We start from the raw sequence: 26,387 nt of genomic DNA, 5'->3' as shown, positions 1-26,387 counted from the left end.
GGGCATTGAGGAACCGTACCTTCCACAAGGGCCCGTAATGTTCTCTCCATGACAGGCGAACCCTCATCGATGCACGGCGGGCCGGACTCGGCGATCCGCGTGGAAGCGGCCGACGGCATGGAGATCATCACCTTCGACGACGCCGATCAGTGGGAGTCCTGGCTGGACGGCCATCACGAGGTGTGTGCCGGGGCGTGGTTGAAGATCGCCAAGAAGAACTCGGGCAGGACGTCGGTGACATGCCCGGAAGCGCTCGATGTCGCACTGTGCTACGGCTGGATCGACAGCCAGCGCAGATCCTGCGACGAGACGCACTTCCTGCAGAAGTATTCGCGCCGCCGGCCGGGGAGCTTGTGGTCGAAGGTGAACGTCGACAAGGTCGAGGCGCTCGTCGCCGCCGGGCGCATGCGGGAGCCCGGTCTGGCGGAGGTCCTGTCCGCCAAGGCGGACGGAAGATGGGACGCGGCGTACGAATCGCAGAAGAACGCCACCGTCCCGCCCGATCTCGCGGACGCACTGGAGCGGAACGGGCAGGCGAAGGGCTCCTTCGAGCTGCTCAACAGAACGGACCGCTACATCGTGATCTTGCGTCTTGCGCAGACGCGGACCCCCGATGGCCGGGCCGCCCGCCTCCAGAAAATGATCGCCATGCTGGAGGCGGGCGAGAGGATCCGCTGACAGCGCGCTTGCGGCGGATCGCGCGCCCCGCGGACGACCGGCACGGGGCCGGCTCCAGGGCCGGCGGATCTCAGCGGGCGGGCAGCGGGATGGCCCCGGCGGCGGCGAGCAGGGCGACGACGAGCACGACCGCCAGGACCGCCCAGGTGAGGGGATGGCCGAGGTTCATCGTCCAGCTGGCGCCGCCTGCCCGCTGGTGCACGTAGAGGGCGGGATCGGCGCGGTTGGCGTAGACGAACCCGCCGAGGTGCCAGTGCCGGTCGTCGTCGCGTTGCACGAGCTCGGAGTCTTCGGCCTCCTCGCCGGGCTCCAGGGGGAGCCGGTGCCCGGCCTGGCCCACGCGGAGCTCGAAGGCGACCCAGGCCACCAGGGCGGCGCCCAGGGGCAGGTAGGCGACGGCGGTCACGGTCATCGAAGGCCGCAGGATCTCCCAGACCTGCAGGGCGATGAGGAACACGCTCAGGTTCGCGCACGCGGCGGTCGCGAAGGCGAGCCTGATCACTCCCTTCAGGTAAGCGCGGTAACGGCGGGCGGACCCGGCGGGTCGGGCGGCGTCGAGCTCCGGGCGGGCACGCGTCAGCCCGGCGGCCAGCAGCGGCATGAGCAAGGTGAGGACGGCCTGGACCAGGACGGGGGCGAAGGCGGCCGCCGGGGTGGTGCTCACGCGCTGTGCGATGTCCACGCCCATCCCGCGCTGGGTGGGCAGGGTCGCCGGCAGCCCGCCGTACCGTGTGATCCCCGTGACCGCGCCGGCGACCAGGACGAGGGCGGCGGGAGCGAGCCAGAGCCACGGCACGCGCACGGGATCGGTGCGTAGAGAGGTGTCCGTGGTGACGCCCTGCCGGCTTCCGGCGTACCAGTTCCCACGGCTCTTGGCCGTCCGCACCGCGCGGTGTGCCAGGTAGTAGGCGACCGCGTCGGCCAGTACCAGAACCGCCGGGACGAGGGCCGGCGTCCGTTCGGGCCCGCCGAGCATGAGCAGCGGAGGCGAGACGAGCGCGGCGAGCGCGCCCAGGCCCAGGACGCGGCGCGTGTAGGCGCGACGCTGCTCGGTGACGGCCCGGTCGGTGACGCGGCCGGGGGGGACGCGCACGCCGAACGGCAGGCTTGGGCGCGCCAGTGCGGGCATCGCCCATGCCGCCGTCGTGACCAGCGCGACGATCAGCAGGCCGGTGACGAGCAGCATGGTCATGTCGTTGATCCTTTCGGTGCGGCGAACGACTCCAGTACGTTACCGGCGCGTTGCTGCACTTCCTGCGGGGAGAGCCCCTGGGCGACGGCCTCGGCGAGCAGCGTGCGCAGCCTGCTCTGCCATTCGTCGGAGAAGCCGGCTTCGGGCGGGCCGGACAGCCGGTCGCGCCGCACCACGGCACCGCTCTTGCGGTTGATCCGGATGAATCCCTGCTGGCGTAGCAGGTCGTAGGCCTTGTTCACGGTGTGGAAGTTGATCGCCAGATCCACGCCCAGCTGCCGGGTGGAGGGCAGGGCCGCGCCGGCCGTCAGGTCGCCGTCGGCGATGGCTTCCACGATCCGGTCCCGGATCTGCTGGTAGATCGGGACCTCGCTGTCGAGATCGAGCGTCAGTTGCACGGCGCTAACTATAGCTGTTATACAAATAATAGAACAGATACATGAGATGGGACATTCTGATGACGATGTCGAACCAGGTGAAGGTTCAGGGCCTGACCAGGCACTTCGGCCAAGTGCCCGCCGTCACCGATCTGAGTTTCACGGTGGAGCCCGGGGTGGTGACCGGCTTTCTGGGCCCGAACGGCTCTGGCAAGACCACGACCCTGCGCATGCTCCTGGGGCTGGTCCGGCCCACGTCGGGCACCGCGACGATCGGCGGCAGGCGGTACGCCGACCTCCCTCACCCCGCCCGCACCGTCGGCGCGGTTCTCGACGCGTCGAGCTTCCATCCGGGCCGTAGCGCACGGAATCATCTGCGCGTCTACGGCGACATGATCGGCTGCTCCGGGCGCCGGATCGACGAGGTCGTGGACCTGCTGGGCATGCCGGAGTTCGCCGACCGCCCGGTCCGCGGGTTCTCCACCGGGATGCGGCAACGGCTCAACCTCGCCACCGCCATGCTGGGAGATCCCCCGGTGCTGGTGCTCGACGAGCCCAGCAACGGGCTCGACCCGGAGGGCATCGCCTGGCTGCGCCGCTTCCTCCGCGCGATGGCCGCCGAGGGCCGCACCGTCCTGGTCTCCAGTCACGTGCTGAGCGAGGCCGAGCAGATGGTCGACCAGGTCCTCGTCATCCGTCGCGGGCGGCTGATGAGCGCCGGGCCGCTGGCTGACCTGACCGGCGACGGATCCACCCTTGAGCAGGCGTTCCTGCAGCTGACAGGAGGTGCCGCATGAGGCGGCTCGTCAAGGCGGAGTTCCGCAGGCTGTTCACGACGGCGCTGTGGAAGTGGGGGCCGCTCGCCGCCGTCGTCTGCGGCGGCGTCCTGGTCGGCCTGGCCACGCTGGTCGGGCCGGAGAACTTCGAACCCGCGATGCCGGGCGTACGGACCGAGGAAGGCGTCCGCACCGTCCTCAGCCTGACCGGCCTGACCGTGATCGTCCCTGCGCTGTTCGGGGCGACCGCCGTGACCTCGGAGTACCGCCACAAGACGATCACCCTCACCTTCCTGTTCGCCCCCCGGCGGCAGACCGTGCTGGCCGCGAAACTGCTCACGTACGCGGTCGCGGGAGCGGCCTACGGCCTGGTGGTCACCGCGTCCGCCGCCGCCGGCCTGTACGGCGGGGCCACGCTGCGAGGAGTGAGCATCGGCGCCGGGCCGGGCACGGTCGCCGAACTCCTGCTCCGCCTGGCCGCCGCCATGACCGTCTACACCATGCTCGGCGTCGGGATCGGAGCGCTGCTGCGCAACCAGACGGCGGCCCTCGCGGCCCTCGGCCTGTACCTCTACATGGTCGAACACGCGCTGGCGCTGATCCCCGGCGTCAACCTCCTCTATCCCTACCTGCCGGGCGGAGCCACCGCGGCGCTGACCAACTTCAACCTGATCAGCCAGGCGGCGGCGGAGATCTCCGTCTCCTCGGCACAGCTCCTGCCGCCGGCGCTCGGCGCGCTCGTCCTGGCGGCCTACGCCGTCACGGCCACCGCGCTGGCGATCGGCGTCCCCATGCGCCGCGACGTGACCTAGCCCCCGTTCGTGACCGAAGGGGCACATGGCCGCGGACGTGTGAGCAGGAGGGCCCACGCGCGAGGGCGCAGGCGCACGGGCGGGATTCGGCTAGGGTTCATCGGGAAAGTGCCGGTCCAGCCGTCCGTGGACGGCTGCGACCAGCAGGGTTGCTTCGTACGGGAGACCGCGCACGTTGTCTGGGAAACGCGAACACGCAGAGCCCGCCTCCGAGGGAGGCCGCCTCAGCCTGCGAGCCGACTGCGAGAGCTGCTTCGCGCTGTGCTGTGTCGTGCCGGCGTTCTCGGCCTCGGTGGACTTCGCGATCGACAAGAAGGCCGGGCAGGCCTGTCCCAATCTGCGGCAGGACTTCCGCTGCGGCATTCACACCCGCCTCAGGCAGCAGGGTTTTCGGGGCTGCACCGTCTACGACTGCTTCGGCGCCGGGCAGAAGGTCTCCCAGGTCACCTTCGGCGGCCAGGACTGGCGGCAGTCCCCGCAGACCGCGGAGCAGATGTTCGAGGTGTTCCCGATCATGCGGGACCTCCACGAGCTGCTCTGGTATCTGACCGAGGCGCTGACGCTGCGGCCGGCCCGCCCGCTCCACGGCGAGCTCAGCCTCGCGCTGGAACAGACCGAGCGCCTCACTCACGCCAGCCCCGGCGCTCTCGTCGAACTGGACGTGGCGGCCCACCGGCGAGACGTCAACGCCCTGCTGCTGCGCGCGAGCGAGCTCGTGCGAGCCGAGGTCCGGCACAAGAAGAAGGACCGCAGAGGAGCCGACCTCATCGGCGCCAAGCTCAAAGGCGCCGACCTCAGGGGCGCCAACCTGAGAGGGGCCTATCTCATCGGGGCCGACCTCAGAGGCGCCGACCTGAGAATGGCCGACCTCATCGGGGCCGACTTCAGAGGCGCCGACCTCAGGGGCGCCGACCTCACCGAGAGCATCTTCCTCATCCAGTCCCAGCTCGACGCGGCGAAGGGCGACAGCGCGACCAGGCTGCCGCCGTCGCTCACTCGGCCGGCGCACTGGTAGCCGCCGGGCACCTCTGACGGCCACTCCCCGACAGGCAGATCCGGATCGCGACGGCGGTCCGGATCTCATGGTCTTCCGCGCCCTTCTGGTCCTACCGATCGATCGGTAGGATCGTCGCCTCCGACGAACGGAAGGACAGCCGATATGGAAACGATCGCGGTCACCCGGCAGGGCGAGGTGCGCGGCCGGATCGATGACGGGATCGCCGCCTTCCTGGGGATTCCGTACGCCGCCGCCCCGTTCGGCGCCCATCGCTTCCGCGCACCCGCACCCGCCGAACCGTGGCAGGGGGTCCGTGACGCGCTGGAGTTCGGCCCGACCGCGCCCAAGCGGCCCTACCGGCCGCCCCTCGATCGGCTGATCCCCGACCCGGACGTCCCCGGTGACGAGTGCCTCAACCTCAACGTCTGGACGCCCCTGGTGGGTGAGGGACGGCTGCCGGTGATGGTCTGGATCCACGGCGGTTCGCTGCGCAACGGGTCGTCGAGCCTGTCGCTCTACGAAGGGCGTGCCTTCGCGCGCGACCGCGTCGTCCTGGTCTCGGTCAACTACCGGCTCGGCGTCGAGGGGTTCGGCGTGTTCCCCGACGCCCCGGACAACCGGGGCCTGCTGGACCAGCTGGCCGCCCTCCGCTGGGTCAGGGACAACATCGCCGCCTTCGGTGGCGACCCCGGTAACGTCACCGTCTTCGGCGAGTCCGCGGGGGCGATCAGCATCGGCGCGCTGCTGGCGAGCCCGCACGCGGCCGGGCTGTTCGGCCGCGCCGTACTGCAGAGCGGGCCGCCGCGCGCGGTGTCGCGTACGGCGGGCGCCAAGACCACCGGACTGATGGCCGAGAGGCTCGGCGTGCCCGCCACGGCCGAGGCCTTCGCCGCGGTCGACCGTGAACGGCTGCTGGACGTCCAGGCCGAGGTCACCGGCAAGACCACCCCGATCGGCGGCGGTCCCGGCTTCGACATCGTCGTCGACGGCGAGACCGTCCCCGCCGACCCGCGGGCCGCGCTGGAGGCGGGAGCGGCCCGCGAGGTCGATCTGCTCCTGGGGGCCAACCGCGAGGAGTACCGGCTGTGGTTCGTGCCGACCGGCGTGCTCGAGCGCGTCGGCAGGCTCACCCTGCGGCTGGCCCTAGCCAGGTTCCGGATCAAGGGCCGGTTGGCCAGGCTGTACCGGGCCAACCGGCCGGGCGCGAAACCCGGGGAGATCCTCGGAGCGATCGCCACCGACCTGCTCGTCCGGGTGCCGCTCAACCGGATCGCCGACTCCCGCCCCCCGGGCGCCGGGACCTTCGTCTACGAGTTCGCCTGGGCCTCGCCCGTGGGCGGCCTCGGCGCCTGTCACGCGCTGGAGATCGGTTTCGTCTTCGACACGCTGCGCACCCCCGGACAGGTCGCGCTCGCCGGGCCCGGCGCACCGCAGAACCTGGCCGACGCCATGCACCGCGCGTGGGTCGCGTTCGCCACCACGGGAGACCCGGGATGGCCGGCGTGGGACAGCAGCCGGCCCGTCATGGTCTTCGACGAGCCCGGCATGGGCCCCGTGCTCGCCCCTCGTGACGACGAGCTGCGGATGTGGCCCTGACCGCCGGCGGTTCAGGCGCTCCCGACGCCGGGGGACGGAGGCTCCCCGTCAGGCGAGGTCCCTGGCGGTGAGCGCCGCCTCCAGCAGGCGCGCCTCGGCCGGGACCATGAGGTCCAGGCCGGTCAGAGCCGTCACCCTGCGGAGCCGGTAGTCGAGGGTGTTGCGGTGGATGTGCAGGTCCTGGGCGGTCCGGCGGCGGTTGTGCCCGCGGTTGACGAAGGCGCGCAGCGTGTCGACCAGGTGCGGGTGGCCGTTCAGCGGGTCGAGCTTGGCGGCGAGTCTGACGAGCCCGCCGCCGGGCCGGGCCAGCTGGTACTCGACAAGGACGTCGTCGAAACGGTAGAGGCCGGGCGGACGGCCGAGGCGCTGGACGACCGACATGACCCTGCCCGCCTCCTCGGCGGCCTCGGGAATGAGACCCGGCTCCGCGGCCGAGGCGGTGGCCGCGACGACGGGCCGGTCCGTGGCCTCCGCGACCCTGGTCACCAGAGCCGGCAGGTCGAGCCCTCCCGGCAGCAGCGCGACGCCTCCGGTGTGGTCCAGCGCGGTGAGCACCGGCATCCCTGTGTGGGCGTCCAGGGCCGACTGCACGAGCCTGACGGTACGGCGCGCGGCCGGCAGCGCAGTGGTGAACCGGATCTGCAGGACCTCGTAGGCGGGCGCGACCGTGACCCGCGCCGCCTCCGCCAGCTCCTGGTGAGGCTGACCGGACAGCAGCGCTGTGACCAGCGCTCGCCGTACCTTCCCCTCCTCGCCGCGGATGTCCTCCTGCGCCTGCAGATGGGCGATGGCGACCGCGGGCACGGCCGAGCGCAGGCATCCGAGCAGGTTCACGCCCGCCTCGACCAGCTGCTCATGCCCGGCGGTCTCGGCCAGGGCGCGCCACCAGACTTCGGCGCCGATGAGATAGGCGGTGAGCGCGGCCTCCAGAGGGACGCGCTCCTCGGCCCGCCGCGCCGACCAGGCGATGAGTTCGGTCAGGTCGCCGGCGCCGAGGACGTCGTCCTCCCGCAGCGTCCGCAGCAGGAGTCCGAGCACCGCCGCGACCGACCGGCTGACCTCCTCGTCGAGGACGTCCTTGGGCAGCTCCCGGTAGAAGGACACCTCGGACTCGCACCGCGCGACCACCTCCGTGGTGAGTCGCCTGACACGTGGAGCCATGCGGGCGTGAAGGTCGGGCATCCCGGGATCGTCACATTGCACAAACCGTGGCGTCAATCATTGCCGCGAATGCGGAGAGACGTCGGGCGCTCCCTCGTTCAGGATGTGCGATCAAACGAGAAGTGCGTCGGAAGCAACCCCCGGTTCACCTCTCGACACCCCCCGGTCAGGAGAACCGTCCATGCTCCGAAGACTGCTCGTCCCGCTGGTCGCACTCGTGCTCGTCCTCGCCGCCGCGCCGCACGCGGCCGGCGCCGACACCGGCTTCCCCTCCGTGGGGAGGAACTGGGGCGCCGCCGGGCCCTACGCCACCGCCGTGGACGTGGGCCCGGTGACCACCCTGTACTACCCGCGCGACATCGCGCAGAGCCCGCGCCGGCACCCGGTGATCGTCTGGGGCAACGGCACGTTCGCCTTCCCCGTGGTCTACCGCGACCTGCTGCTCCACTGGGCCAGCCACGGCTTCGTCGTGGCGGCGGCGAACACCCCCCAGTCCAACCTCGGCATCTCGATGCGGGCCGGGATCGAACTGCTGGCCCAGCGGAACGCCGACCCGGGCAGCGTCTTCCACGGCCGTGTCGACCTGGACCGCATCGGCGCGTCCGGCCACTCGCAGGGCGGCGCGGCCGCCATCGTCGTCGGCGGCGACTCCCGGGTGGACACCGTCGTCCCGATCCAGCCCGGACCGCTGGCCGACGCCGACGCGGTGCACGGCCCGATGTTCATCCTGGCCGGGCAGCGCGACAGCATCGTCTGGCCGGCCCTGGTCAAGGCGTTCTACAACGACGCCGACCACATCCCGGCGATCTACGGTGAGGTCAGGGGCGCCGACCACTTCACCGTCGTGGGCGCCCCCGGTCCCTTCGCCGGCCCGACGACGGCGTGGTTCCGCTTCCAGCTCATGGGCGACGAGGAGGCGCGCGGCGAGTTCTCCGGTCCGGGCTGCCGCGTCTGCGCCGACACCCGGACCTGGTCCGATGTCCGCCGCAACCCCCTGGCGCTGCAGGTGCCAGGTCTCTGACCCCGCCCGGACTCCATGATCGACCGGTCGCCGGGATTTCGCCCGGCGACCGGTCGATCGCGCGACGCGGTCGCGGCGGACCCGCCCGCGGCTCCGACCTCCGGCTTCCGGCTTCCGCCTCCCGCCTCCGGCCTTCCGCCTCCCGCCTCCGACCTTCGGCCTCTCGCCTCCGGCCTCTCGCCTCCGGCTTCGGCGAGCGGGCGGAGGCCGCCCGCCGCAGGCATCGCGGTGGTCATAGCCCCCTCTCGACGTCCGTACCGGAGGAGACCGGCCGGATCGACCTGGAGAGCCGAGCCGGTGCCGTGGGCTCCCGCGCGCGGGCACAATGAGACGATGGCGAGCGATCGATCGGCAGGACCCACGGCCATCCCCGTCGAGCAGCGGCGGATCGTGGCGGACGAGGTACGGCTGCCCCCCGGCGCGATGCCGGAGGGGACCCAGGGCCGGATCCTGTGCGAGGCGCTGCGGTTGTTCGCCGAACGGGGTTTCTACGGCACCTCCATCAGGGATCTGGCGCAGGCGTGCGGTATCCGCTCGGCCACCCTGTACGCGCACTTCCCCACCAAGGAACACGTCCTGGCCGAACTCGTGCGCGTCGGCCACGAGAGCCACCACGCGAGGCTGCTGGGGGCCGGCGGCACCGACCCGGTGTCGCGGCTGCGGGCCGTGGTCCGCGCGCACGTGCTGGCCCACGCCGAGTATCCGCTCCTCGCCGTCGTGGCCAACAACGAGCTGCACGCGCTCTCCCCCGAGATGGCGGCCCCCGCGCTGCTGATCCGCGCCGACGGCAGGCAGCTGCTGCTCGACACGCTCGACGCGGGCGTCGACGCGGGCGTCTTCCACGTGCCCGACACCTTCATGGCGACGACCGCCATCAGCGGCATGGGCATGCGGGTGGCCAACTGGTACGACAGGGGCCTGCCGTACACACCTGAGGAGATCGCCGACACCTACGCCGAGTTCGCCCTGCGCGTCGCCGGCGTCGGGCACGCCTGAACAGCACACGGAGGCGCTCGCCCCGCCCGCCGGACGACCACCGCGAGGTCGCCGGCGTCTCGGACGAGACCGGCACCCGCCCTACCGGCCGCTAGCATGGGGTGCTCTTTGCCGCTTCCGGTGTTCGAGATCACTGGACGGGAACGCCGTGAGTCCTGCGGCAAGGACATCCGACCATCGAGCCCGGAAGGCCCTGACCCCGAACATGGCCCCTGTCACCGTCGTGATCCCCACGTTCAACGAGGTGGACAATCTTCCGCTGATCGCGGAGGCGCTGCTCGCGTTGCCGCTTGACGGTCTGCGGCTCCTGGTCGTCGACGACAATTCCCCCGACGGCACGGGCAAGGTGGCCGACGGACTGGCCGCCGCGCATCCCGGCCGGGTCGGCGTGGTGCATCGGCCGGGCAGGGAAGGGCTCGGGCGCGCTTACGTCGAAGGCCTGAGGACCGCGCTCTCGGACGGAGCGGAGTTCGTGGTGCAGATGGACGCCGACTTCTCGCATCCCGTCGACGCCGTTCCGCGCCTGCTCGGGACCGCGCAGGCGACAGGGGCGGCGTGTGTGATCGGCAGCCGGTATGTGCCGGGCGGGACGCTGGCCGCCGAGTGGAGCCGGCGGCGGCGGGCCCTGTCGGCGTGGGCGAACTTCTACGTCCGCACCATCCTGCGCATCAGGCTGCGGGATGTGACCGCCGGGTTCAAGATCTGGCGGGCCGAAAGCCTCGCCGCGCTGGACCTCGGGGAGATCTCCTCGGGCGGCTACAGCTTCCAGGTGGAGATGCACTACCGGGCGACCAGGGCGGGGATGACGATCGTTGAGATTCCCATCCACTTCTCCGATCGCCGGGCGGGCAGCTCGAAGATGAGCCTGCGGGTGCAGCTGGAGTCGGCGCTGATGCCGTGGCGGCTGCGGTTCAGGAGCAGAGGGCGGGCTCGCGGAAACCGCGGGTGAGGGATCCGCGGGGAGGGGATGGAACGGCCAGCGGCGCGGGCGGGCGTGTTCCCGCGCAGTGGGGTATGACCGGCCGTTCCGTTCCCGAAGGACTTTCCGCGCCGGGGCATCGGCCCGATGCGGTGGTCCGGGCGGGAGCTCAGGCGAGCTGCTTGTAGTGGAAACTGCAGTCTTCGGGGGAGCCGGCAGGGTCGACGGCGTAGCCGGGGACGATGCCGTAGCGGGTCCAGCCGGCGGCGAGGTAGAGATGGTCGGCGGCGCTGCCGGTCACGGTGTCCAGGAGCAGGAGGGTGACTCCGGCCCGGGCGGCGGCCTGCTCGGCGGTGGCGAGGAGTGCGCGGGCCAGGCCCTGGCCACGGGCGTCGCGGTGGACCATGAGCTTGACGATCTCGGCGCGATGCCGGCCGTTGGGCTTGCGCTCCAGGGCGAGGCTGACGGTGCCGACGATGCCGCCGGGCCCGTGGGCGACCCAGACGGCGAGGCTGCCGTCGGACACGGCGGGCTGCCGGGTGTGCCACCAGGCCGCCGCTTCGTCCTGGTCGAAGGGGAACAGGAAACCGAGGGAGGAGCCGTCGGCGACGACGTCGGCGAGGAGGCCGGCCAGGCCCTTCACACTGTCGTGGAAGTCCTCGGCGGGCAGGCGGGTGATGGTGTGGTGCAACATGGGATTCCTTGTCATGCGCGGGAGAGGTCGTCCGCGGGGGAGGCCGGGAGCGTGCAGGGTGACGGGGTACGGCCGCGGATCGGAGGCGGCCGGTGATCAAGCAGCGGGTCCGGGACCGGAGGCACCGCGGAGGTGCGGGGCCGAGCCCGGCACGCCGTCCGCGCCGCGTACGGTAGGACGATCATCAGGGCGTACGCCGCTCACGGTAGGACGATCATCAGGGCGTAGCGGACCGGGTCGGGGCCCGGGCAGTGGAACCGCGACCGGTCCCACAACCGGAAACGCAGGCAGTCTCCTGCCCGGATCTCGTGCACGCCGCCGCCCGTGGTGACCTCCAGCACACCCTCCAGCACCCAGATGTGCTGCTCCAGGCCCGGCACGGGCGGTCCGTCGTATGAGATGTCCGCGCCCGGTCGCAGAACACCCTCGACGATCTCGCCGCGCAGCCCGGGGTGGGGTGGGGACACCGACCGCCGGGTGAAGCCCGAGGTCTCATCCCGCCACACCACCTGCCGGTCGGCCCGCACCGTCTGCGGCGGCTCCGCCTCCGCCTCGGCCAGGAGCTGCGACATCGTCCGCCCGTACGCCGCGCACAGCTTGCCCAGCATCGCCGCCGTCGGACTGATCTCCATCCGCTCCAGCCGTGACAGCGTCGAGCGGCTCACGCCCGTGCGCTGTGCCAGCTCCTCCAGTGACCAGCCGCGCTCCACCCGCAGCTGTGCGAGCCGATCCGCCAGGCGGGCCTCCACCTGCTCGGAACCGGGGCTCTGGAGCGTGGCCTCCTCCGCATTTCTCATATGTGAGACAGTATCCCAGAATGGAGAAACTGGCCCCGGGGCAGATGGAACGCCCCGAGGCCCCGTCGCGCCGGCCGTTTCCCGTCTGCGGCCGGGCTCGCCATGGCCGTGATCCTCGACGTCTCGACATCGCGGTCGTGCGGGCTCGGCGCCCCGGAGGAGCCGGGGCTCTCGCGGCGGGCGTCTCGTCACCGCGGGCTCCACGCCTGCGGGCCGGGGATCACCCGCCGCTCGCGCCGTCGCCGGAAGCGCGTGCCGCGTGGCCGGAATCCGGTCCGACGGGAACGCCTCGTGCGGCGGAAGTTCTGCGGGAGCCCGGCCGGGCCCGTGGGGATGCGATGACTTCCATGGCCGAAGAGCCGGCTGCAGGCGACATGTGAAACCTTCGCGGGAGAAGGTTTCACATCACAAAGACTTTCTCGGTTGCCCGGTGAAAAGCAGGATCAAGGCGCGCCGACATCGGCGGGCGATTCCTTCCCGGGCTTATCGAACCGGTCTGATGTGCGTTCCGGTTCCGTCATATCACCCCGCCGGGATGTCCGTCTCGGGGCTGTCGTTGTTGGCCCGGCATTCGTCGTAAGTGGCGAGCGCGGACGCGAAGGCCCTTTCGTGGCTCCAGCCCTGATCGCGGAGGACATTGTAGTTGTTGTTGAAGATCTGATAGCACTGAGCCTCGGCGTGGGCGGGAGTGCTGACGGGGAGCAACCAGGCGGAGGCCAGTAACGAGGCGATGACGAGACGGCGTCCGTTTTTCATGGGGCTCCTTTGATCAAGGGCGGATTGATTATTCAGTTTAAAATGAATGACCAGTCAGTCAAGAGGCCCGGAGGTGAGGGAAACGCCCGCCTCCCCGGATACGAAAGGGCACGGCACGGGTCAGTCGATCCGCTGGCAGATCGCCACCGCCAGCCGAGGGGACCACGTCCTGGTGGCGTCGTCGTAGCCGCGGGCGTACCCGTTCGTACCCCCGGCGCAGGGAGCGGCGATCGTCGTCTCCACGTAGACGGCCCCGCCGGGAGTGATGGAGTGCGTCCGGGCGGTCTCCCACCTGGAGAACGCCGTCCGGCCGGTGTTGTACTTGACGACCAGGTAGACCCGGCGGCCGACGGTGAAGTTGCCGCCGGCGACCTTGAGGCGGCCGTTGAAGGTGTAGGTGAACAGGAAGGGCTGGGCCTGCTTGAGGCCGTCGACGGCGCCGGCGGAGACCGTGCTGGTGACGCCCGCGGCGGACGTGGCCGACGCGTTCGCGGCGGCGCCGAGGGCCGGGACGCCCAGGGCGACGATGGCGGCGGCGGCGGTGGCGGTGGCGGTGACTCCGAGCAGGGTGCGGATGGTGCGGTTCATCGGGGTCTCCCATGCGATGGTGTGAACCGTTCAGGCCCTGTGGGCTTGCGTCACCATTGACAGGCCGACCGCCTGCAATCCGCTTTCAGCGGTCTGACCGCCGCATGCAGACCGCTGTAGGTCGTCTGAAACCCTGAGCCCCCGCGGTCCTGCCGGCAACCTCTTCTCGCTCTGATCCGCCGCGGCCCGCACCCCTGAGGATCTGCGCCATCAGGTTGGAAGAGCCTCATGCGTGCAGAAGTGATCACTTAGGTGATCCACTTCTGCAATGATCTTTGGGCGAGTCGTGGTGATTTGACCGCCGCTCAGTGGGCGGTACCGGAGCCGTTACCACCGGTGGGAAAGAAGCCAGGTAGGCCACCAAAGTGGACGAAACGCCAGCTCATCGACGGGATCGGCCCTCCGCTCCCGAAGGTGTCCCCAGCCCCAAAGTGAGCTGATCAGTGCAGGTCACCGAGGTTCCAAGAAGACCGTGTTCCCGGAAGCGGAGACGCTACCGACTTCCGGGAACACGGGTGATTCCGACGTGAAGTCCCAGCTCAGCGCTTCCGAGAACAAGACCTCACCGCTACATGGCGGCTGAGGTCACGTTCGGGAGAAGAACGCCGAAGGGGGCCGGACGTAGGGCGGCCCGAGGGCGTCCGGTGAAAACCCCTCGCCCCGGCCGGGCGCGACGGCCGCGGGCGGGGGGCTATGCGCCGTGCTCGCGGACGCGCTGCACGTCGGCCGCGGCCCGGGTCATGGCGTCGCGGTAGTTGGCCTCGGCGTCCGGGCCCAGCCACGGCAGGTGGCCGAGGATCTCCAGCATCACCAGCCCGTGGATTCGTCCCCACAGGTCGAGGCCGAGCCCGAACGCGGCAGGCGGCATCCCGGGGGAGAGCAGTTCGGCGGCGGTGGCGAGCACCGAGGCCGGCCGGGCGTCCTCGCCGGGCCGGCGGATCCCGGCCATCTCGGCCGCGCTCCAGTCGCCGAAGACCACCTCGATCAACGTGGCGCCGAGCCTGCGTGCGGCGCCGGTGGTCGGCCCTTCCTCGGGCGCCCGGTAGCCGGGGACGGGTGTTCCGTAGATCAGCAGGAAGCGGGCCCGGTGCTCGACCGCCCACCGGCGGTAGGTCAGGGCGACCTGCACCAGCCGCTCGGGCGCGGGCAGCGCCCGGTGCTCCCGTCCGGCCGCCTGGATCGCGTCCGCCAGCGCGTTGTGCGCGTCGGCGACCAGGGCGGTGATCAGATCCTCCCTGCTCGGGAAGTAGTTGTAGAGCGACTGGACGGTCAGGCCCACCTCTCGCGCGACCCCGCGCAGTGTCATCTGGCCCGAGTCGGCGGCGAGCTGGTCGATGGCGACGGACTTGATCTCGTCGATCGTCGCCGCCCGTTTCCTCTCGCGCAGAGAACCTTGCCGAGCTGGGACTTCGCTCACTGTCGATCACCTTTCGAACGGGCCCGGGCCGGCGCCTCGGATGGTCGCGGCGAGGCGACCGGAAACCTGTGCCCTCGCCGCCCCCGGCCGCGCCGCTCAAAGTCTAACAACATCTGGATTGACTAACAGTGTTAGTTAAAACTACCGTTGTTCGAGTAGCCAGACGAACCTCCAGGAGGTAGCGACAATGAACGCCGTAGCCGGCTCGCCCGGCACCCTCACCTCGCCCGCTCCAGCCGCCGGTGCCGCAGGTCCGGGGCCCGGCCGCTCCCGGCGCCGGATCATGGGTGCCGCGGCGCTTCTGGCGGTCGAAGGACTGCTGATCTTCGTTCCGGTGGTCGTGCTGGGCCAGGCCGTGAACTGGCCGCAGGGCCTCGACGAGCCCGCCGCCGTCACCCTGCCGCTGGTGGCCGGGAACGAGACGGCGCTGCGCCTGGGGTACCTGGTCTACCTGGCCTACTCCCTGCTGTTCCTTCCGGTGATCGCCGCACTGGTCACCGTCCTCGCCGGCCCCGAGGGGCGGCTGCGTCCGGTCGCCCGAATCGCCGTGATCCTGGCCGCCGTCTCCGCACTCGCCCGGGGGATAGGGATTCTGCGCTGGCTCACCGTGATGCCGGCGCTGGCGGAGAGCTGGGCCGGGGCCGACCCGGCGCTGCGGCGAGTCCTGTCCGTCCAGTTCCAGGCGGTGAACGACTTCGGCGGCGGGATCGGCGAGCTGCTCGGCGTCTCCGCGCTCGGCGCCGCCGCGGTGGCCTGCGCCGTGATCGCGACCCGTGAGCTCGCGCCCACCTGGCTGACCTGGTTCGGCGCGGCTGTCGTCGTGGCGTCGGCGCTCCCGCTGGCCGAGCTGGCCGGGGTGGACGCCGGGGCGCTGACCAGCGTCGGGGTCACCGCCGTCCAGCTGTGGCTCCTCGCCGCGGCCGCCGTCCTGGTCGCGCGTGCCCGCGGGCATCGCCGCTGACCAAGCTCCTCCCCGTGCGAGGAACGATGATCCGGCGCGGCGGGGAGGTGGCCCGTCCCGCCGCGCCGGCGTGACGCGAGCGCCCTACCGTCCGGGCGGCATCCGATGCGTGGCCAGGTCGAGGAAGAGGGCGGAGGACCAGCCGAAGCCGGCGGTGGCGCGGGCCGCGCGGGCGCCGGTGAGCGGGATGGCGGGCATCGGCGCGGATCAGCTCCGCCACCCGGTCGTCGACGTGGCGGGCGAAGTCGCGCCGGTCGGCCTCCTGCTCGCGCAGCTGCGCCACCCGCTGCAGGAAGGCGGGCTCCTCGTGGACGTCGTCACCGCCTACCCCACCTGGTACAGCCAGTACGACACGCTCTGCGGAGCACCCGGCAGCTTGTGGGCCTCCACCGTCGCGCCCTCGTATCCGTAGGTCGTCGAGACCGTGCTCGTGGTCCCCGTCTCGTAGTCCTCGTACTTCTCTTCGTAGTCCTTCGTGATGAACATCTGGCTGGTGTCGTAGACGCTTTCCACGATCACCCGCCCGGGCCCGAACACGTCGATGAGGTCCTGCCGGAACAGCTTCAGGCGGGCCTTGCATCCGGTGCACGGCCCGATGTTGCCGACCACCACGACCCGGATGTGGGTGCCATGAGGGAATGAGGAATGAAGCGCCTCGATCCAGTCCCAGGCTTCCTGCAGGACGGCGACCTCGCTGTCCTGCTTGGACATGCGCGCCTGCGCCTTGTCGACGCGTCCCTGGTAGCTGCGGCCGGCGTCTTTGGTCTCCGTCAGGGAGTAGCGCGTCGTCCCCCCGGAGCGCGCTCCCGCGACCGGGGTCTTGTAGCTGTGCGCCTCGTCGAAGGAGAGGTCTCCGTTGACCATCACCAGCGCCCGGGAGAACAGGCCCGCGCCCTTGGTGCGGATCTCTGCCAGCGACTGTGCGATCTGCGGTGCCGCAGGGTCTGAGGTGAGGGCTTCGGGGGGCGTCGCGGTCATCGTGGTCCTCCTTGACCAGGGAGAAGAACCTCAGCCTTTCATCCGGAAGCGTGCTGTCAAGGGACGTCGGTGTCCGGCTCCGGTCGGCCCGCTCCGCACAAGAAGGGGTCCTGTGGCAATCGGATATGCAGGTCAGGATTTCTGTAAGGGTCTTCGGGCACAGCCCGGAAGAGAGGCCGCTGACCTGCGCCCAGCCGCTGGTGATCTCCCCGGCCGTCCGAAAGCAGCCGTTGGGCCGTCGGGGAACGCCGGATGCTCAGGTGGTGAATCCGGCCAGCAGGCCGTCCAGTCCTGCCTTGACGCGCTCGGCCGTCACCCCGCGGCCGCGCAGGCGGTGCGCGAGCAGCGGGGCGGCCAGCGGGGCCAGCAGGGCGTCGGCCAGGACGTAGGCGTCGGCGCCGGGTCTGGCCTGGGCGATGAGCATCGACAGGTGTGCGTGGTAGCCGTCGTAGGCGCCGCCGAAACGGGCGAGCGGGGCCGCCGTCTCGGCCATCAGCAGCAGATCCAGCTGCTCCACGGTCCGGTCGGTCAGGGCGTGCAGGAAGGCGCGGATGCGGGCCGGCGCCTCGACGCCGGGCCCGAGGGGTGGCGGACCCTCGATGAAGGCCGCCTGGAACTCGCGTTCCCGCTCGTCGATGAGCGCGTAGGCCAGCCCCGAACGGTCGCCGAACCGGCGGTACAGCGTGCCGACGCCGACTCCCGCGGCGGCGGCCACCTCCGCCATCGACAGCCCCTCGACACCGTGAGTGGTGACGATCTCGGCGGCGGCGGTGAGGATCTTCACCCGGTTGCGCGCCGCGTCGGCCCGCTCGCGGCGCGGGCTCGTCATGCCGTTCACGGTCACAGGGTAGTGGACAACTTGCAAGCGAAACCGGTTCCGCTTCAAGGTCAAGCGGAATTGATTCCGTATAAGGGGGATGTCATGGGACGCAGGGTCGCGCTCGTCACCGGGGGGAGCCGTGGGATCGGCGCCGCCATCGCCGTACGGCTGGCCGCCGAAGGCGCCGACGTGGTGATCACATACGCCCGCTCGGCCGATCGGGCGGCGGAGGTCGTCGGGCAGATCGAGGCCGCCGGCGCCCGCGGGCTGGCCATGGCCGCGGATTCCGCCGACGCCGGTGCGCTGGTCGCGGCGGTCGAGCGTACGGTCGCCGAGTTCGGGCGGATCGACATCGTGGTCAGCAGCGCCGGCATCGCCCCGTTCGGGCCGCTGGAGGAGGTGACGCTGGCCGAGGTCGACAACACCCTCGCGATCCATGCCCGCGCCTCGTTCGTGCTGGCGCAGGCAGCCGCCCGGCACATGGGGGCGGGGGGCCGGATCATCTGCATCGGCAGCAGTTTCGTCGAGCGCGTGCCGTACCCGGGGTGGACGCTCTACGCGATGAGCAAGTCCGCGCTGATCGGCCTGACCAAGGGTCTTGCCAGGGACCTGGGGCCGCGGGGGATCACGGCCAACCTCGTCCATCCCGGTTCGACCGACACCGAGATGAACCCGGCCGACAGCCCGGAAGCGGCGGAGGAGCGACGGTACACCGCCCTGGATCGTTACTGCAGCCCCGATGACATCGCCGCCACCGTCGCCCATCTGGCGGGTGAGGGCGGCCGGAACATCACCGGCGCCGCCATCACCGTCGACGCGGGCACCACGGCCTGACTGTCACGGCCTGACCGTCACGGCCTGGCCGCTGCCCCTCCCGGCGGCCGTGCCGCGGACCGTCCGGGCCATCACGCCCGAACGCGCGGCCTGATCGGCGTCATCGGCCGCACGTCCCTCGACGGGTGACAGGCCGGACGCCGTGCGGCCGCCCGGTCCGGAGCCCGGGAGGGCGTGCGGGCCGTCGGGACGGCGTCGCGTTAAGCTGTGGGGTGTGAGGGCGCCGCACCGCTGGGCGGAGCCCGCGGCGGTGGGGCCCGCCGTGCCCGAACCGCGGCACTCCGCTGCCGTCAACGGTCCCTACCCGTGACAGCACACGCCCGTCCTCGCGGGCGCACGCCACGTGTGGGGAGACATGCATTCGGATCAGGTGAGGTTCGCGGCAGTGACCGCTCCCGTCGACCCCGACGCCGAGCTCGCCGGCGCGCGTCGGCGTGGCGAACGGCGTCGCTCGCACTACGGCGTGCTCGCGGTGGTCGCCGCGGGCGGCGCGATCGGCGCGGGCGCCCGCTACGGGGCGGCCCTGCTCTGGCCGACCGCGGCCGGTTCCTTTCCATGGACCACGCTGTGCGTCAACGCCTCCGGCTCCCTGGTCATCGGGATCCTCCTGGTGGCCTTGACCGAGGTGTGGACGGCGCCGGCCTGGGTGCGGCCGTTCTTCGCCACCGGCGTGCTGGGCGGATACACCACCTTCTCCACCTACTGCCTGGACATCGAACGCCTGGTGGCCGCCGGCCGGCCCGAGTCGGCGCTGGGCTACCTGGCGGCGACGGTCCTGACGGCCCTGGCCGCGGTGACGGCCGGCGCGTGGGCCACCCGCCGGCTGCTGGTGGACAAGAGGGCGGGGAGGGCGTGATGGTCCTGTCCGGACGTGCCCTGCGGCTGACGGTCTTCGTCGATGACACCGACACCTGGCACCACCGCCCCATGTACACCGAGATCGTGCACCGCGTGCACGCCGCCGGACTGGCCGGGGCGTCGGTCTTCCGCGGCATGGAGGGTTTCGGCGCCACCCAGGTCGTGCACACCACCCGGCTGCTGTCGATGGCCGGCGACCTGCCGGTGGCCGTCGTCGTCGTCGACACCGAAGAGCGGATCCGCGCGTTCCTGCCCCAGTTGGACGACCTGCTCATCGAGGGGCTGGCCGTCCTGGACGAGGTCGAGGTCGTCCATTATCGAGGCCGGCAGGTGGCGGGGTGAACTGGCTGCTGGTGCTGCTCGGCGGCGCGGTCGGCGCGCCGTTGCGCTACCTGACCGACCGGGCCGTGCAGGCCCGCCACGACACGGTCTTCCCCTGGGGCACCTTCACCGTCAACGTGGCCGGCTCGATGATCCTGGGCGTGCTGACCGGGGCGGTGCTGGCCGGGGCGGTGGGCGACGCCGCGCAGCTGCTGCTGGGCACCGGACTGTGCGGGGCTCTGACCACGTACTCGACGTTCTCGTACGAGACGCTGCGGCTGGCCGAGACCGGCGCGGTGTTCCTCGCCGTGGCCAACGTGGCCGCCTCGATCGTCGCGGGTCTGGGCGCGGTGTCCGTCGGCCTGACGCTCGCCCGCGTCGTCTTCGGATGAGGCCCCCGCCGGGCCGCCGCGGGCGGCGCCGAAGAGCAGCCGAAGAGCAGCCGGAGAAAAGTCGGAGAGAAGTCGGAGAAAGTCGTCGCCGGATGTCGAGGACCCGCCTCCTGCTCCGACTGACGGATGACAGCGCGCCCGCGGGGCGCGCGGAAGCAAAGGAGACCCGGGATGAAGTACGTAGCGATGATCTACGGTAACCAGGCCAAGTGGGACTCCTTCCCGGCCGAGGAGTGGCCGGAGGCGATCGCCAGGCAGGAGGCGTTCAACGAGAAGTACCGGCAGACCGGGGAGCTGCTGGGCGCGTACGGCCTGGCCGACGCGGCCGGCGCCATGCTCGTGCGGCGCAAGGACGGCGCCCCGGCGGTCACCGATGGGCCGTACCTGGAGACCAAGGAGTATCTCGCCAGCTTCTACCTGCTGGACTGCGAGAGCGAGGAGCGCGCGCAGCAGATCGCGGCGGACATGCCCTTCGCCGACGTGGAGCCCGTCGAGCTGTGGCCGATCCTGCACGAGTCCGCGGCGGACCTGTGAGCGTGGATCGGAGCGCCGAGGACCTGCTGCGCGAGCTGGCGCCGCAGGTTCTCGGCGCGCTGGTCCGCCGCTACGGCGTCTTCGACGCCTGTGAGGACGCCGTCCAGGAGGCACTGCTCGCCGCCGCGCTCCAGTGGCCGTCCGAGGGGACGCCGGACAACCCCAGGGGCTGGCTGGTCACCGTCGCCTCGCGCAAGCTGGTGGACCAGGTGCGCAGCGAGCAGGCGCGGCGGCGCCGCGAGGACCGCATCGCCCTGGCCACCCCGCAGGCGGAGCTGCTCAGTCACGCCGCCGACGCCGGGCCGGGCACGGACCGCGACGACTCCCTGGCGCTGCTGTTGCTCTGCTGCCACCCGGCGCTGTCCGATCCCAGCCGGATCGCGCTGACGCTGCGCGCCGTCGGCGGACTGACCACAGCCCAGATCGCCGCGGCCTTCCTGGTTCCGGAGGCGACCATGGCCCAGCGCATCAGCCGGGCCAAGCAGACCGTCAAGGCCTCCGGCACGCCGCTGCGCATGCCGGAGGCGGCCGACCGCGCCGAACGGCTGGACGCGGTGCTGCACGTGCTGTATCTGATCTTCAACGAGGGGTACACCGCCACGGGCGGTGCCGACCTGACCGCGCCGGCGCTGTCGGCCGAGGCGATCCGGCTCACCCGGCTGCTGCGCCGCCTGCTGCCCGACGACGGCGAGGTGGCGGGGCTGCTGGCGCTGATGCTGCTCACCGACGCGCGCCGGCCCGCGCGCACCGGGCCCGGGGGCGACCTGGTGCCGCTGGCCGAGCAGGACCGCGGTCAGTGGGATCGCCGGCTCGTCACCGAGGGAATCGACCTGATCAGCCGGACCCTGCCCCGGGGGCAGGTCGGCCCGTGCCAGCTGCAGGCGGCCATCGCCGCCGTCCACGCCGAGGCCGGGCACGTCGACGCCACGGACTGGCCGCAGATCCTCGTGCTGTACGGACTGCTGGAGCGGATCGCGCCGAACCCGATGGTCACCCTCAACCGCGCGGTCGCCGTCGCCATGGTGCACGGCCCCGACGCCGGGCTGGACCTGCTCGCCACGCTGGAGTCCGACAGGCGGCTGGCCCGCCACCACCGCCTGCTCGCGACCCGCGCCCACCTCCTGGAGATGCGCGGCGAGCACGCCGCCGCCGCGGACGCCTACCGCGACGCCGCCCGGCACACCACCAGCGCACCGGAACGGCGCCACCTCAGCTCCCGTGCGGCGCGACTCGGAGCCGGGCGGAACTGAGGTGGCCGGGACGTCCGGGAGATCTCTCCGCGATCAGCCGTACGGCGCGCCGGGAAACCGCCGCCCGGCAGGACCCGGGCCGTCACGGGCCGGGTCAGTCGTCCAGGCCGCGGGCGCTGAGCGCCTCGCCCAGCGCGTCCGCGTGCCGCAGCACGCTCACCACCAGCGGGACGGCGAAGGCCCGTAGGCTCCGCTCCACCCCCCTGGCGCGCTGGGCCTCCCGGACCCGGGAGGCCAGTTCGGCGACGACCGGCACGCTGCGCAGGGTGAGGGAGAGCAGCAGCGACAGGCGGAACGGGTCCAGGCCCACGAGCCTGGCGGGGGAGAGGCGGCGTTCCAGGCAGGCCATCATGGCGGCGGTGCGCGTCGTGAGGGTGACCAGCCCGGCCAGGGCGACGGCGAGCACGACGCGGAGCGTCGAGGACACCGCCCCGGGCAGGTCCACGAACAGCAACTGCATGCCGAACAGGGCCACGGCGAACCAGCGGACGGGCCGGATCTGCGCCCAGGCCGCCGCGACGCCCACCCCGGAGACGACGTACAGCAGCGCCACGACGGCCGCGGCGCCCGCCAGCGCCACGGGCGGGCGCAGCAGCAGGAGCGCCGTACACGAGGCGGCGAGCCCGGCGAGCTTGGCCCCGGCGGGGAGACGGTGCAGCAGCGAGCCGCCCGGGACGTAGGCTCCGGCGAGCCCGCTCACGACATGATCTTCCGGTAGTGGCCGATCGCGGCCTCCGGCGCGGCGTCGGCGACGATCCGCCCCCGGTCCAGCACCAGCACGCGGTCGAAGTCCTCCAGCAGCGCCAGATCGTGGCTGACCACCACCACCTGCTGCGACAGGCCCCGCAGCAGGTCGGCGACCTGGCGGGAGTGGCGCAGGTCCAGCAGCGTCGTCGGCTCGTCCATGACCAGGATGTCGGGTTCGAGCACCATGACCGAGCAGAGGGCGAGCAACTGCTTCTGGCCTCCGGACAGGTGGTGCGCGGGATGGTCGGCGTGCTCCCGCAGGCCGTACCGGGTCAGCACCTCCTGGACGCGCCGCTCGACCTCCTCACGCGACAGCCCCTTGCGCCGCAGGGAGAAGGCCACGTCCTCGGCCACGGTCGGCATCACGATCTGCGCGTCGGGATCGGTGAACAGGAACCCGACCCTGCGCCTGATCCGGGCGGCGTGGCGGCGGGTGTCGAGCCCGAGGACGGTGACGGCGCCCGAGGACGGCCGGGCCAGGCCGTTGATCAGGCGGGCGAACGTGCTCTTGCCGGAGCCGTTGGCGCCGATCATGCCCACGCGGCGTTCCGGCAGCGAGACCGTGAGGCCGCACAATACGTCACGCTGCCCGAGCCGCACATGGACGTCGGCCAACTCGATCACTCACACCACCTCGAACAGGGCGGCGACCCCCAGGCCGCCGCCGACCGCGGCCGTCGCCAGCCCCAGTGTCCCCGCCGGCGCGCCCGACCGTACGAGCCTGCCGAACAGCCGGGTGACCACCACGGCGCCGGTGGCGCCCCACGGGTGGCCGAGGGCGAGCGCGCCGCCGTCGGCGCAGACCCGGTCCCTGTCGGCGCCCAAGGGGTCGAGGCCGAGCGCGTCGGTCACCGCGAGCACCTGCGCCGCGAACGCCTCCACGATCTCCACCGCCGCCACCTGCTCCAGGTCCGCGCCCGCGCGCCGCAGCACGCGCCGTACGGCGAGCACCGGCCCCCACCCGGGAAGCCCGGGGTCGCAGCCGACGACGGCACCGGCCCGCAACCGCAGTCCGGGCAGGCCCGCGGCCGCCCGCAGCCGTTCCGGCACGAGGGCGACGGCCGCCGCGCCGTCGCTGACCGGGGAGGAGTTGCCGGCGGTCACCGTGCCGCCGGGCACGAACGCCGCGGGCAGCCGTGACAACGACTCCATCCGCAGGGCGCGCGGCCGCTGATCGGCCACCCGGCCGCCGACCGCGACGATCTCCCGCTCGAACCGGCCCGCCTCCCGCGCGGCCAGCGCCTTGGCGTGGCTCTGGCACGCGTAGGCGTCCTGGCGCTCCCGGCTCACGCCGCGCGCCGCGGCGAGCGCCTCCGCGGCGGGGCCCATGTCCGGGTCCGGGTGCCCGGCGGGGGCGAACGGCGCCCGCTCGTACGGCACCGCCGCCTCGCCCGCGAGCCCGCGGTGGGCCCGGAGCGGCGCGGTGGAGGCGCTCTCGGCCCCTCCGGCGATGACGAGGTCCATCTCCCCGGCGCCGATGGCCTGGCCCGCCAGCAGGATCGCGGCGAGGCCGCTGCCGCACTGCCGGTCCACCGTGACGCCGGGAACGTCGTGGCCCATCCCGGCGGCCAGCGCCGAGACGCGCGCGACGTTCCCTCCGGGACCCGTGCAGTTGCCGAGCACCACGTCCTCGACCGGGAGGCCGAGGTGCGCGACGTCGCGGGCGACCGCGGCGATGACGGGGGCGGCGAGCCGGTCGACCGTCAGCGACCTGAACGCGTGCGCGGCGGTGCCGATGGGGGTGCGGCGGGCCGCCACGACGACCGGTTGCCCGCGCATGTCAGGCCAGCCGCCGGAAGCCGGGGTCGCCGTCGGCCAGCCGGGCGGCGAGCAGGCCGCGCGCCGGCTTGCCCGCGGGGGTACGGGGCAGGCTCTGGACGGCGTACCAGCGCCGCGGCCGCTGCGCCGCGTCCAGCCGGCCGCGCGCCAACGCCTCCAGCGCCGCCCGCGACGGCGGGGAGGAGCCCTCCGCCTCGAGGATCGCGGTGACCACGGAGCCCAGGTGCGGGTGCGGCGAGCCGACCACCACGATGTCGCCGACTCCCGGCAGCCTCCTGAGGACCTCCTCGACGTCCTCGGGCACGACGGTGGCGCCACCGGTCTGTATCGCGCCGTCACCGCGGCCGCGCAACCGCAGGACCTCGCCGGGCCGGTACGGCTCCGCCACGTCGCCGACGGTCGTCCAGCCCTCGCCGTCGCGCCGCAGCGGACCCGTCGCGCCGGCCAGGTAGCCCTCCGACAGCCAGGGCGAGCGCACCCACACCTCTCCCAGCGTCTGCCCCGGCGCCACCCTCACCTCGATCTCCACGCGGGGAAAGGGCCGCAGCCCCGAGCCGTCGGCGTCCACGGCGACGAAGGACAGCTCGGTGGCGCCGTAGTAGGACACGACACGCACGCCCGCGTCCGCCGCCAGGGCGCGCGACTCGACCGGCAGCGCGGCGCCGCCGATCACCGCTGTCCGCAGCGGGCCCCCGCTCTCGCGCAGGGTCTCCAGTACGGCGGGCAGGTGGTGCGGCACCAGGTGGACCACGGTGGACCGTCGCAGGTGGGCGGCCAGCGACGCGGAGGGCCAGCGCCCCGGCACGACGGCCGTCGCGCCGGTCGCCAGGGCGTGCACGGCCGCGAAGCCGTACAGGGAGGAGACCAGCGGGCCGGGGACCAGCACGACGTCGTCCGGGCCGATCCCGGCGAGGTCGTCCAGGTAGGGGAACGACGCCGTCCAGGACGCGCGGGTACGGACCACGGCGCGGGGCCTGCCGGTGCTGCCGGAGCTGAAGCAGGCCCACGCCCGGTCCGCCGGTGAGGCGCCGGACCGCACCGGCGGCCCCTCCTCGCCGGGCGGCGGCACGGTGATGCGGGTGTCCACGGGGACCGCGTCCATGACCCGCGCCCGCTGCTCCCGGTCCCAGGCGGGGTCGCACACCAGCGGTGTGGCGCCCACCAGGTCGGCGGCCAGCACGGCGGTGAGCAGGGCCACCGGATCGGCGAGGCTGATCGCGGCCAGCGCGCCGCGGCCGATCCCCCGGCCGGACAGGTGCCGTGCGGCACCGTTGATCCCGGCCGCGAGCCCGGCGTAGCTCAGATCGCCTCCCGGACCGCACAGCGCGAGGCGGTGCGGACGGTCGGAGGCGTGTCGCATCACCTGTGCGGCTACCGGCATGGGCGGGTCAACGCTCCCCGGAGACCCGGAGCCGCTCGAGGTGCACGGCGGGAACCGCGTCGGGGTAGGCCCGCTGCGTGCCCCGCACCACGATGGACGCGAGCACCGCCTTGATCACGTCGCCGAGCAGGAAGGCGGAGCTGAGCAGCGCGGCCTTGCCCAGCGGGAGCCCGGTGAGCGCCGCCTGCACGGGGACACCGAAGAGGTAGACCACTCCGACGCCGCCGGCCAGGCAGGCGGCCAGCAGCCGGACGATGCCCGGTGACCGGCCGCCGCGCTCGACGATCCAGCCGGTCACGGCCGCGCCGGGGAGCCAGCCGATCAGGAACCCGGCCGAGGGCCCCGCGAAGACGCCCAGGCCGCCGCGGCCGCCGGCCAGCAGGGGCAGGCCCGCGGCGACGAGCACGAGCAGGACCGCGATGGCGAGAGCGGCCCGCCGGGCGCCCAGGATCGCGCCGGCGAGCATGACGCCGAACGTCTGCAGCGTGATCGGCACCGCGTTGCCGAAGACGTTCAGCGCACCCGGCAGGCCGAGCGCGGCGATCAGCGCGGCGAACACGCTGATCCGCGCCAGATCCCCGGTGGGGAACCTGCGGCCTGACGAGGAGCCGGCTGCCTCTCCGGGCTCTGGCAATGCCTTCCCTTCATCTGTCATGGAGTCGATCTCACACCAGGACGCACCAGTTCGCGCATGGGGAGATCCCACAACATTCTGCATGATCGTCTGAGGGGCGGATACGTGGCAACCGTACGCG

Annotated in this window: 30 protein-coding genes; 15 read left to right on the top strand and 15 right to left on the bottom strand. The window is 72.4% G+C overall.

From position 1 onward, the window contains the following. Positions 1-48: 48 nt before the first annotated feature. The gene (locus SROS_RS26415) at positions 49-678 is read left to right on the top strand and encodes a YdeI/OmpD-associated family protein (RefSeq protein ID WP_148269210.1); all 630 of its coding nucleotides are present in this window, start codon (positions 49-51) and stop codon (positions 676-678) included. 70 nt (positions 679-748) lie between these two features. On the opposite strand, the gene SROS_RS26410 is transcribed toward SROS_RS26415, so the two are convergent. Both SROS_RS26410 and SROS_RS26405 read right to left on the bottom strand, forming a co-directional pair. Continuing rightward, a complete protein-coding gene (locus SROS_RS26410; protein ID WP_012891977.1) occupies positions 749-1,870 on the bottom strand; it encodes a DUF1648 domain-containing protein in 1,122 nt (373 codons plus the stop codon). After that, the gene (locus SROS_RS26405; protein ID WP_012891976.1) at positions 1,867-2,268 is read right to left on the bottom strand and encodes a GntR family transcriptional regulator; all 402 of its coding nucleotides are present in this window, start codon (positions 2,266-2,268) and stop codon (positions 1,867-1,869) included. Before SROS_RS26405 ends, SROS_RS26410 begins: the two co-directional genes overlap by 4 nt. Positions 2,269-2,309: 41 nt before the next feature. On the opposite strand from SROS_RS26405, the gene SROS_RS26400 reads away from it, so the two are divergent. The 4 genes from SROS_RS26400 (at position 2,310) to SROS_RS26385 (ending at position 6,428) form a co-directional block, all read left to right on the top strand. Beyond that, the gene (locus SROS_RS26400; protein WP_245564281.1) at positions 2,310-3,044 is read left to right on the top strand and encodes an ABC transporter ATP-binding protein; all 735 of its coding nucleotides are present in this window, start codon (positions 2,310-2,312) and stop codon (positions 3,042-3,044) included. Then, on the top strand, positions 3,041-3,835 hold the full coding sequence (locus tag SROS_RS26395; RefSeq protein WP_012891974.1) for an ABC transporter permease subunit: 795 nt from the start codon (positions 3,041-3,043) through the stop codon (positions 3,833-3,835). The genes SROS_RS26400 and SROS_RS26395 overlap by 4 nt, the downstream gene beginning before the upstream one ends. Before the next feature lie 175 nt (positions 3,836-4,010). Next, positions 4,011-4,850, top strand: a complete 840-nt coding sequence (locus tag SROS_RS26390; RefSeq protein ID WP_012891973.1) for a pentapeptide repeat-containing protein — start codon at positions 4,011-4,013, stop codon at positions 4,848-4,850. Between the two features lie 144 nt (positions 4,851-4,994). After that, positions 4,995-6,428 (top strand): carboxylesterase/lipase family protein, encoded by a 1,434-nt coding sequence (locus SROS_RS26385; RefSeq protein ID WP_012891972.1) that lies wholly within the window; start codon positions 4,995-4,997, stop codon positions 6,426-6,428. A gap of 48 nt (positions 6,429-6,476) precedes the next feature. Here SROS_RS26385 and SROS_RS26380 read toward each other — a convergent pair whose 3' ends face one another. Beyond that, positions 6,477-7,610 carry a PucR family transcriptional regulator gene (locus tag SROS_RS26380; RefSeq protein WP_012891971.1) on the bottom strand — a complete coding sequence of 378 codons (1,134 nt, stop codon included), beginning with the start codon at positions 7,608-7,610 and terminating at the stop codon, positions 6,477-6,479. Between the two features lie 160 nt (positions 7,611-7,770). On the opposite strand from SROS_RS26380, the gene SROS_RS26375 reads away from it, so the two are divergent. The 3 genes from SROS_RS26375 to SROS_RS26365 all read left to right on the top strand — a co-directional run bounded on the left by SROS_RS26375 (position 7,771) and on the right by SROS_RS26365 (position 10,555). Continuing rightward, positions 7,771-8,610, top strand: coding sequence for an alpha/beta hydrolase family protein (locus SROS_RS26375; protein ID WP_012891970.1), 840 nt, complete (start codon positions 7,771-7,773; stop codon positions 8,608-8,610). Between the two features lie 333 nt (positions 8,611-8,943). Continuing rightward, a complete protein-coding gene (locus SROS_RS26370; protein WP_043652992.1) occupies positions 8,944-9,606 on the top strand; it encodes a TetR/AcrR family transcriptional regulator in 663 nt (220 codons plus the stop codon). A gap of 205 nt (positions 9,607-9,811) precedes the next feature. Beyond that, entirely contained in the window at positions 9,812-10,555 is a 744-nt protein-coding gene (locus SROS_RS26365) for a polyprenol monophosphomannose synthase (protein ID WP_012891968.1), read from the top strand. Positions 10,556-10,694: 139 nt separating this feature from the next. On the opposite strand, the gene SROS_RS26360 is transcribed toward SROS_RS26365, so the two are convergent. The 5 genes from SROS_RS26360 to SROS_RS26340 all read right to left on the bottom strand — a co-directional run bounded on the left by SROS_RS26360 (position 10,695) and on the right by SROS_RS26340 (position 14,777). Next, positions 10,695-11,219, bottom strand: a complete 525-nt coding sequence (locus SROS_RS26360; RefSeq protein ID WP_012891967.1) for a GNAT family N-acetyltransferase — start codon at positions 11,217-11,219, stop codon at positions 10,695-10,697. 200 nt (positions 11,220-11,419) lie between these two features. Next, positions 11,420-12,016 (bottom strand): helix-turn-helix domain-containing protein, encoded by a 597-nt coding sequence (locus SROS_RS26355; protein ID WP_012891966.1) that lies wholly within the window; start codon positions 12,014-12,016, stop codon positions 11,420-11,422. 522 nt (positions 12,017-12,538) lie between these two features. Next, positions 12,539-12,772, bottom strand: coding sequence for a hypothetical protein (locus tag SROS_RS26350; RefSeq protein ID WP_012891965.1), 234 nt, complete (start codon positions 12,770-12,772; stop codon positions 12,539-12,541). A 120-nt stretch (positions 12,773-12,892) separates the two neighbouring features. Beyond that, the gene (locus SROS_RS26345; RefSeq protein WP_012891964.1) at positions 12,893-13,360 is read right to left on the bottom strand and encodes a hypothetical protein; all 468 of its coding nucleotides are present in this window, start codon (positions 13,358-13,360) and stop codon (positions 12,893-12,895) included. 691 nt (positions 13,361-14,051) lie between these two features. Further along, entirely contained in the window at positions 14,052-14,777 is a 726-nt protein-coding gene (locus SROS_RS26340) for a TetR/AcrR family transcriptional regulator (RefSeq protein ID WP_012891963.1), read from the bottom strand. A gap of 187 nt (positions 14,778-14,964) precedes the next feature. Here SROS_RS26340 and SROS_RS26335 point away from each other — a divergent pair, with 187 nt between their 5' ends. Continuing rightward, complete coding sequence (locus SROS_RS26335; RefSeq protein ID WP_012891962.1) at positions 14,965-15,738, top strand: DUF4386 domain-containing protein; 774 nt, start codon at positions 14,965-14,967, stop codon at positions 15,736-15,738. 324 nt (positions 15,739-16,062) lie between these two features. On the opposite strand, the gene SROS_RS26330 is transcribed toward SROS_RS26335, so the two are convergent. Together SROS_RS26330 and SROS_RS26325 are read right to left on the bottom strand one after the other, a co-directional pair. Continuing rightward, the gene (locus SROS_RS26330; protein ID WP_012891960.1) at positions 16,063-16,716 is read right to left on the bottom strand and encodes a hypothetical protein; all 654 of its coding nucleotides are present in this window, start codon (positions 16,714-16,716) and stop codon (positions 16,063-16,065) included. Between the two features lie 256 nt (positions 16,717-16,972). Continuing rightward, positions 16,973-17,545 (bottom strand): TetR/AcrR family transcriptional regulator, encoded by a 573-nt coding sequence (locus tag SROS_RS26325; RefSeq protein ID WP_043656726.1) that lies wholly within the window; start codon positions 17,543-17,545, stop codon positions 16,973-16,975. 93 nt (positions 17,546-17,638) lie between these two features. Between SROS_RS26325 and SROS_RS26320 the strand changes: the two genes are divergently transcribed. The 6 genes from SROS_RS26320 to SROS_RS26295 all read left to right on the top strand — a co-directional run bounded on the left by SROS_RS26320 (position 17,639) and on the right by SROS_RS26295 (position 21,725). Next, on the top strand, positions 17,639-18,370 hold the full coding sequence (locus SROS_RS26320) for an SDR family NAD(P)-dependent oxidoreductase (RefSeq protein WP_012891958.1): 732 nt from the start codon (positions 17,639-17,641) through the stop codon (positions 18,368-18,370). A gap of 385 nt (positions 18,371-18,755) precedes the next feature. Beyond that, positions 18,756-19,226 (top strand): fluoride efflux transporter FluC, encoded by a 471-nt coding sequence (locus tag SROS_RS26315; protein ID WP_012891957.1) that lies wholly within the window; start codon positions 18,756-18,758, stop codon positions 19,224-19,226. Further along, positions 19,226-19,570: a DUF190 domain-containing protein gene (locus tag SROS_RS26310; RefSeq protein WP_012891956.1), complete on the top strand. Its 345-nt coding sequence runs from the start codon at positions 19,226-19,228 to the stop codon at positions 19,568-19,570. The genes SROS_RS26315 and SROS_RS26310 overlap by 1 nt, the downstream gene beginning before the upstream one ends. Continuing rightward, positions 19,567-19,941 (top strand): fluoride efflux transporter CrcB, encoded by a 375-nt coding sequence (gene crcB / locus SROS_RS26305; RefSeq protein ID WP_012891955.1) that lies wholly within the window; start codon positions 19,567-19,569, stop codon positions 19,939-19,941. Before SROS_RS26310 ends, crcB begins: the two co-directional genes overlap by 4 nt. Before the next feature lie 171 nt (positions 19,942-20,112). Then, on the top strand, positions 20,113-20,475 hold the full coding sequence (locus SROS_RS26300) for a YciI family protein (RefSeq protein WP_012891954.1): 363 nt from the start codon (positions 20,113-20,115) through the stop codon (positions 20,473-20,475). Between the two features lie 2 nt (positions 20,476-20,477). Further along, positions 20,478-21,725 (top strand): RNA polymerase sigma factor, encoded by a 1,248-nt coding sequence (locus SROS_RS26295; protein ID WP_012891953.1) that lies wholly within the window; start codon positions 20,478-20,480, stop codon positions 21,723-21,725. A 94-nt stretch (positions 21,726-21,819) separates the two neighbouring features. Here the strand turns inward: SROS_RS26295 and SROS_RS26290 are convergent, their stop codons facing one another. The 5 genes from SROS_RS26290 to SROS_RS26270 are packed head-to-tail and all read right to left on the bottom strand — an operon-like array spanning position 21,820 to position 26,266. Next, entirely contained in the window at positions 21,820-22,425 is a 606-nt protein-coding gene (locus SROS_RS26290; protein ID WP_012891952.1) for an energy-coupling factor transporter transmembrane component T family protein, read from the bottom strand. Further along, positions 22,422-23,096, bottom strand: coding sequence for an energy-coupling factor ABC transporter ATP-binding protein (locus SROS_RS26285; RefSeq protein WP_012891951.1), 675 nt, complete (start codon positions 23,094-23,096; stop codon positions 22,422-22,424). Before SROS_RS26285 ends, SROS_RS26290 begins: the two co-directional genes overlap by 4 nt. Next, positions 23,097-24,251: a thiolase family protein gene (locus SROS_RS26280; protein WP_012891950.1), complete on the bottom strand. Its 1,155-nt coding sequence runs from the start codon at positions 24,249-24,251 to the stop codon at positions 23,097-23,099. Position 24,252: 1 nt separating this feature from the next. Beyond that, positions 24,253-25,632, bottom strand: coding sequence for a class I adenylate-forming enzyme family protein (locus SROS_RS26275; RefSeq protein WP_012891949.1), 1,380 nt, complete (start codon positions 25,630-25,632; stop codon positions 24,253-24,255). A 7-nt stretch (positions 25,633-25,639) separates the two neighbouring features. Further along, positions 25,640-26,266 carry a biotin transporter BioY gene (locus SROS_RS26270; protein WP_043652982.1) on the bottom strand — a complete coding sequence of 209 codons (627 nt, stop codon included), beginning with the start codon at positions 26,264-26,266 and terminating at the stop codon, positions 25,640-25,642. Between the last annotated feature and the right edge of the window lie 121 nt (positions 26,267-26,387).

This window comes from Streptosporangium roseum DSM 43021, assembly GCF_000024865.1.
Taxonomy (GTDB): Bacteria; Actinomycetota; Actinomycetes; order Streptosporangiales; family Streptosporangiaceae; genus Streptosporangium; species Streptosporangium roseum.
This window is presented reverse-complemented; position numbering and strand designations above follow the sequence as displayed.

Excerpts from the sequence above, each read along its gene's own strand:
- SROS_RS26300 (WP_012891954.1), top strand. The coding sequence starts at position 20,113 with ATGAAGTACGTAGCGATGATCTACGGTAACCAGGCCAAGTGGGACTCC.
- SROS_RS26325 (WP_043656726.1), bottom strand. The coding sequence starts at position 17,545 with ATGACGAGCCCGCGCCGCGAGCGGGCCGACGCGGCGCGCAACCGGGTG.
- SROS_RS26335 (WP_012891962.1), top strand. The coding sequence starts at position 14,965 with ATGAACGCCGTAGCCGGCTCGCCCGGCACCCTCACCTCGCCCGCTCCA.
- SROS_RS26395 (WP_012891974.1), top strand. The coding sequence starts at position 3,041 with ATGAGGCGGCTCGTCAAGGCGGAGTTCCGCAGGCTGTTCACGACGGCG.
- SROS_RS26310 (WP_012891956.1), top strand. The coding sequence starts at position 19,226 with ATGGTCCTGTCCGGACGTGCCCTGCGGCTGACGGTCTTCGTCGATGAC.
- SROS_RS26345 (WP_012891964.1), bottom strand. The coding sequence starts at position 13,360 with ATGAACCGCACCATCCGCACCCTGCTCGGAGTCACCGCCACCGCCACC.
- SROS_RS26415 (WP_148269210.1), top strand. The coding sequence starts at position 49 with ATGACAGGCGAACCCTCATCGATGCACGGCGGGCCGGACTCGGCGATC.
- SROS_RS26365 (WP_012891968.1), top strand. The coding sequence starts at position 9,812 with ATGGCCCCTGTCACCGTCGTGATCCCCACGTTCAACGAGGTGGACAAT.
- SROS_RS26400 (WP_245564281.1), top strand. The coding sequence starts at position 2,310 with ATGAGATGGGACATTCTGATGACGATGTCGAACCAGGTGAAGGTTCAG.
- SROS_RS26350 (WP_012891965.1), bottom strand. The coding sequence starts at position 12,772 with ATGAAAAACGGACGCCGTCTCGTCATCGCCTCGTTACTGGCCTCCGCC.
- SROS_RS26360 (WP_012891967.1), bottom strand. The coding sequence starts at position 11,219 with ATGTTGCACCACACCATCACCCGCCTGCCCGCCGAGGACTTCCACGAC.
- SROS_RS26385 (WP_012891972.1), top strand. The coding sequence starts at position 4,995 with ATGGAAACGATCGCGGTCACCCGGCAGGGCGAGGTGCGCGGCCGGATC.
- SROS_RS26380 (WP_012891971.1), bottom strand. The coding sequence starts at position 7,610 with ATGCCCGACCTTCACGCCCGCATGGCTCCACGTGTCAGGCGACTCACC.
- SROS_RS26355 (WP_012891966.1), bottom strand. The coding sequence starts at position 12,016 with ATGAGAAATGCGGAGGAGGCCACGCTCCAGAGCCCCGGTTCCGAGCAG.
- SROS_RS26410 (WP_012891977.1), bottom strand. The coding sequence starts at position 1,870 with ATGACCATGCTGCTCGTCACCGGCCTGCTGATCGTCGCGCTGGTCACG.
- SROS_RS26330 (WP_012891960.1), bottom strand. The coding sequence starts at position 16,716 with ATGACCGCGACGCCCCCCGAAGCCCTCACCTCAGACCCTGCGGCACCG.
- SROS_RS26370 (WP_043652992.1), top strand. The coding sequence starts at position 8,944 with ATGGCGAGCGATCGATCGGCAGGACCCACGGCCATCCCCGTCGAGCAG.
- SROS_RS26275 (WP_012891949.1), bottom strand. The coding sequence starts at position 25,632 with ATGCCGGTAGCCGCACAGGTGATGCGACACGCCTCCGACCGTCCGCAC.
- SROS_RS26280 (WP_012891950.1), bottom strand. The coding sequence starts at position 24,251 with ATGCGCGGGCAACCGGTCGTCGTGGCGGCCCGCCGCACCCCCATCGGC.
- SROS_RS26320 (WP_012891958.1), top strand. The coding sequence starts at position 17,639 with ATGGGACGCAGGGTCGCGCTCGTCACCGGGGGGAGCCGTGGGATCGGC.
- SROS_RS26375 (WP_012891970.1), top strand. The coding sequence starts at position 7,771 with ATGCTCCGAAGACTGCTCGTCCCGCTGGTCGCACTCGTGCTCGTCCTC.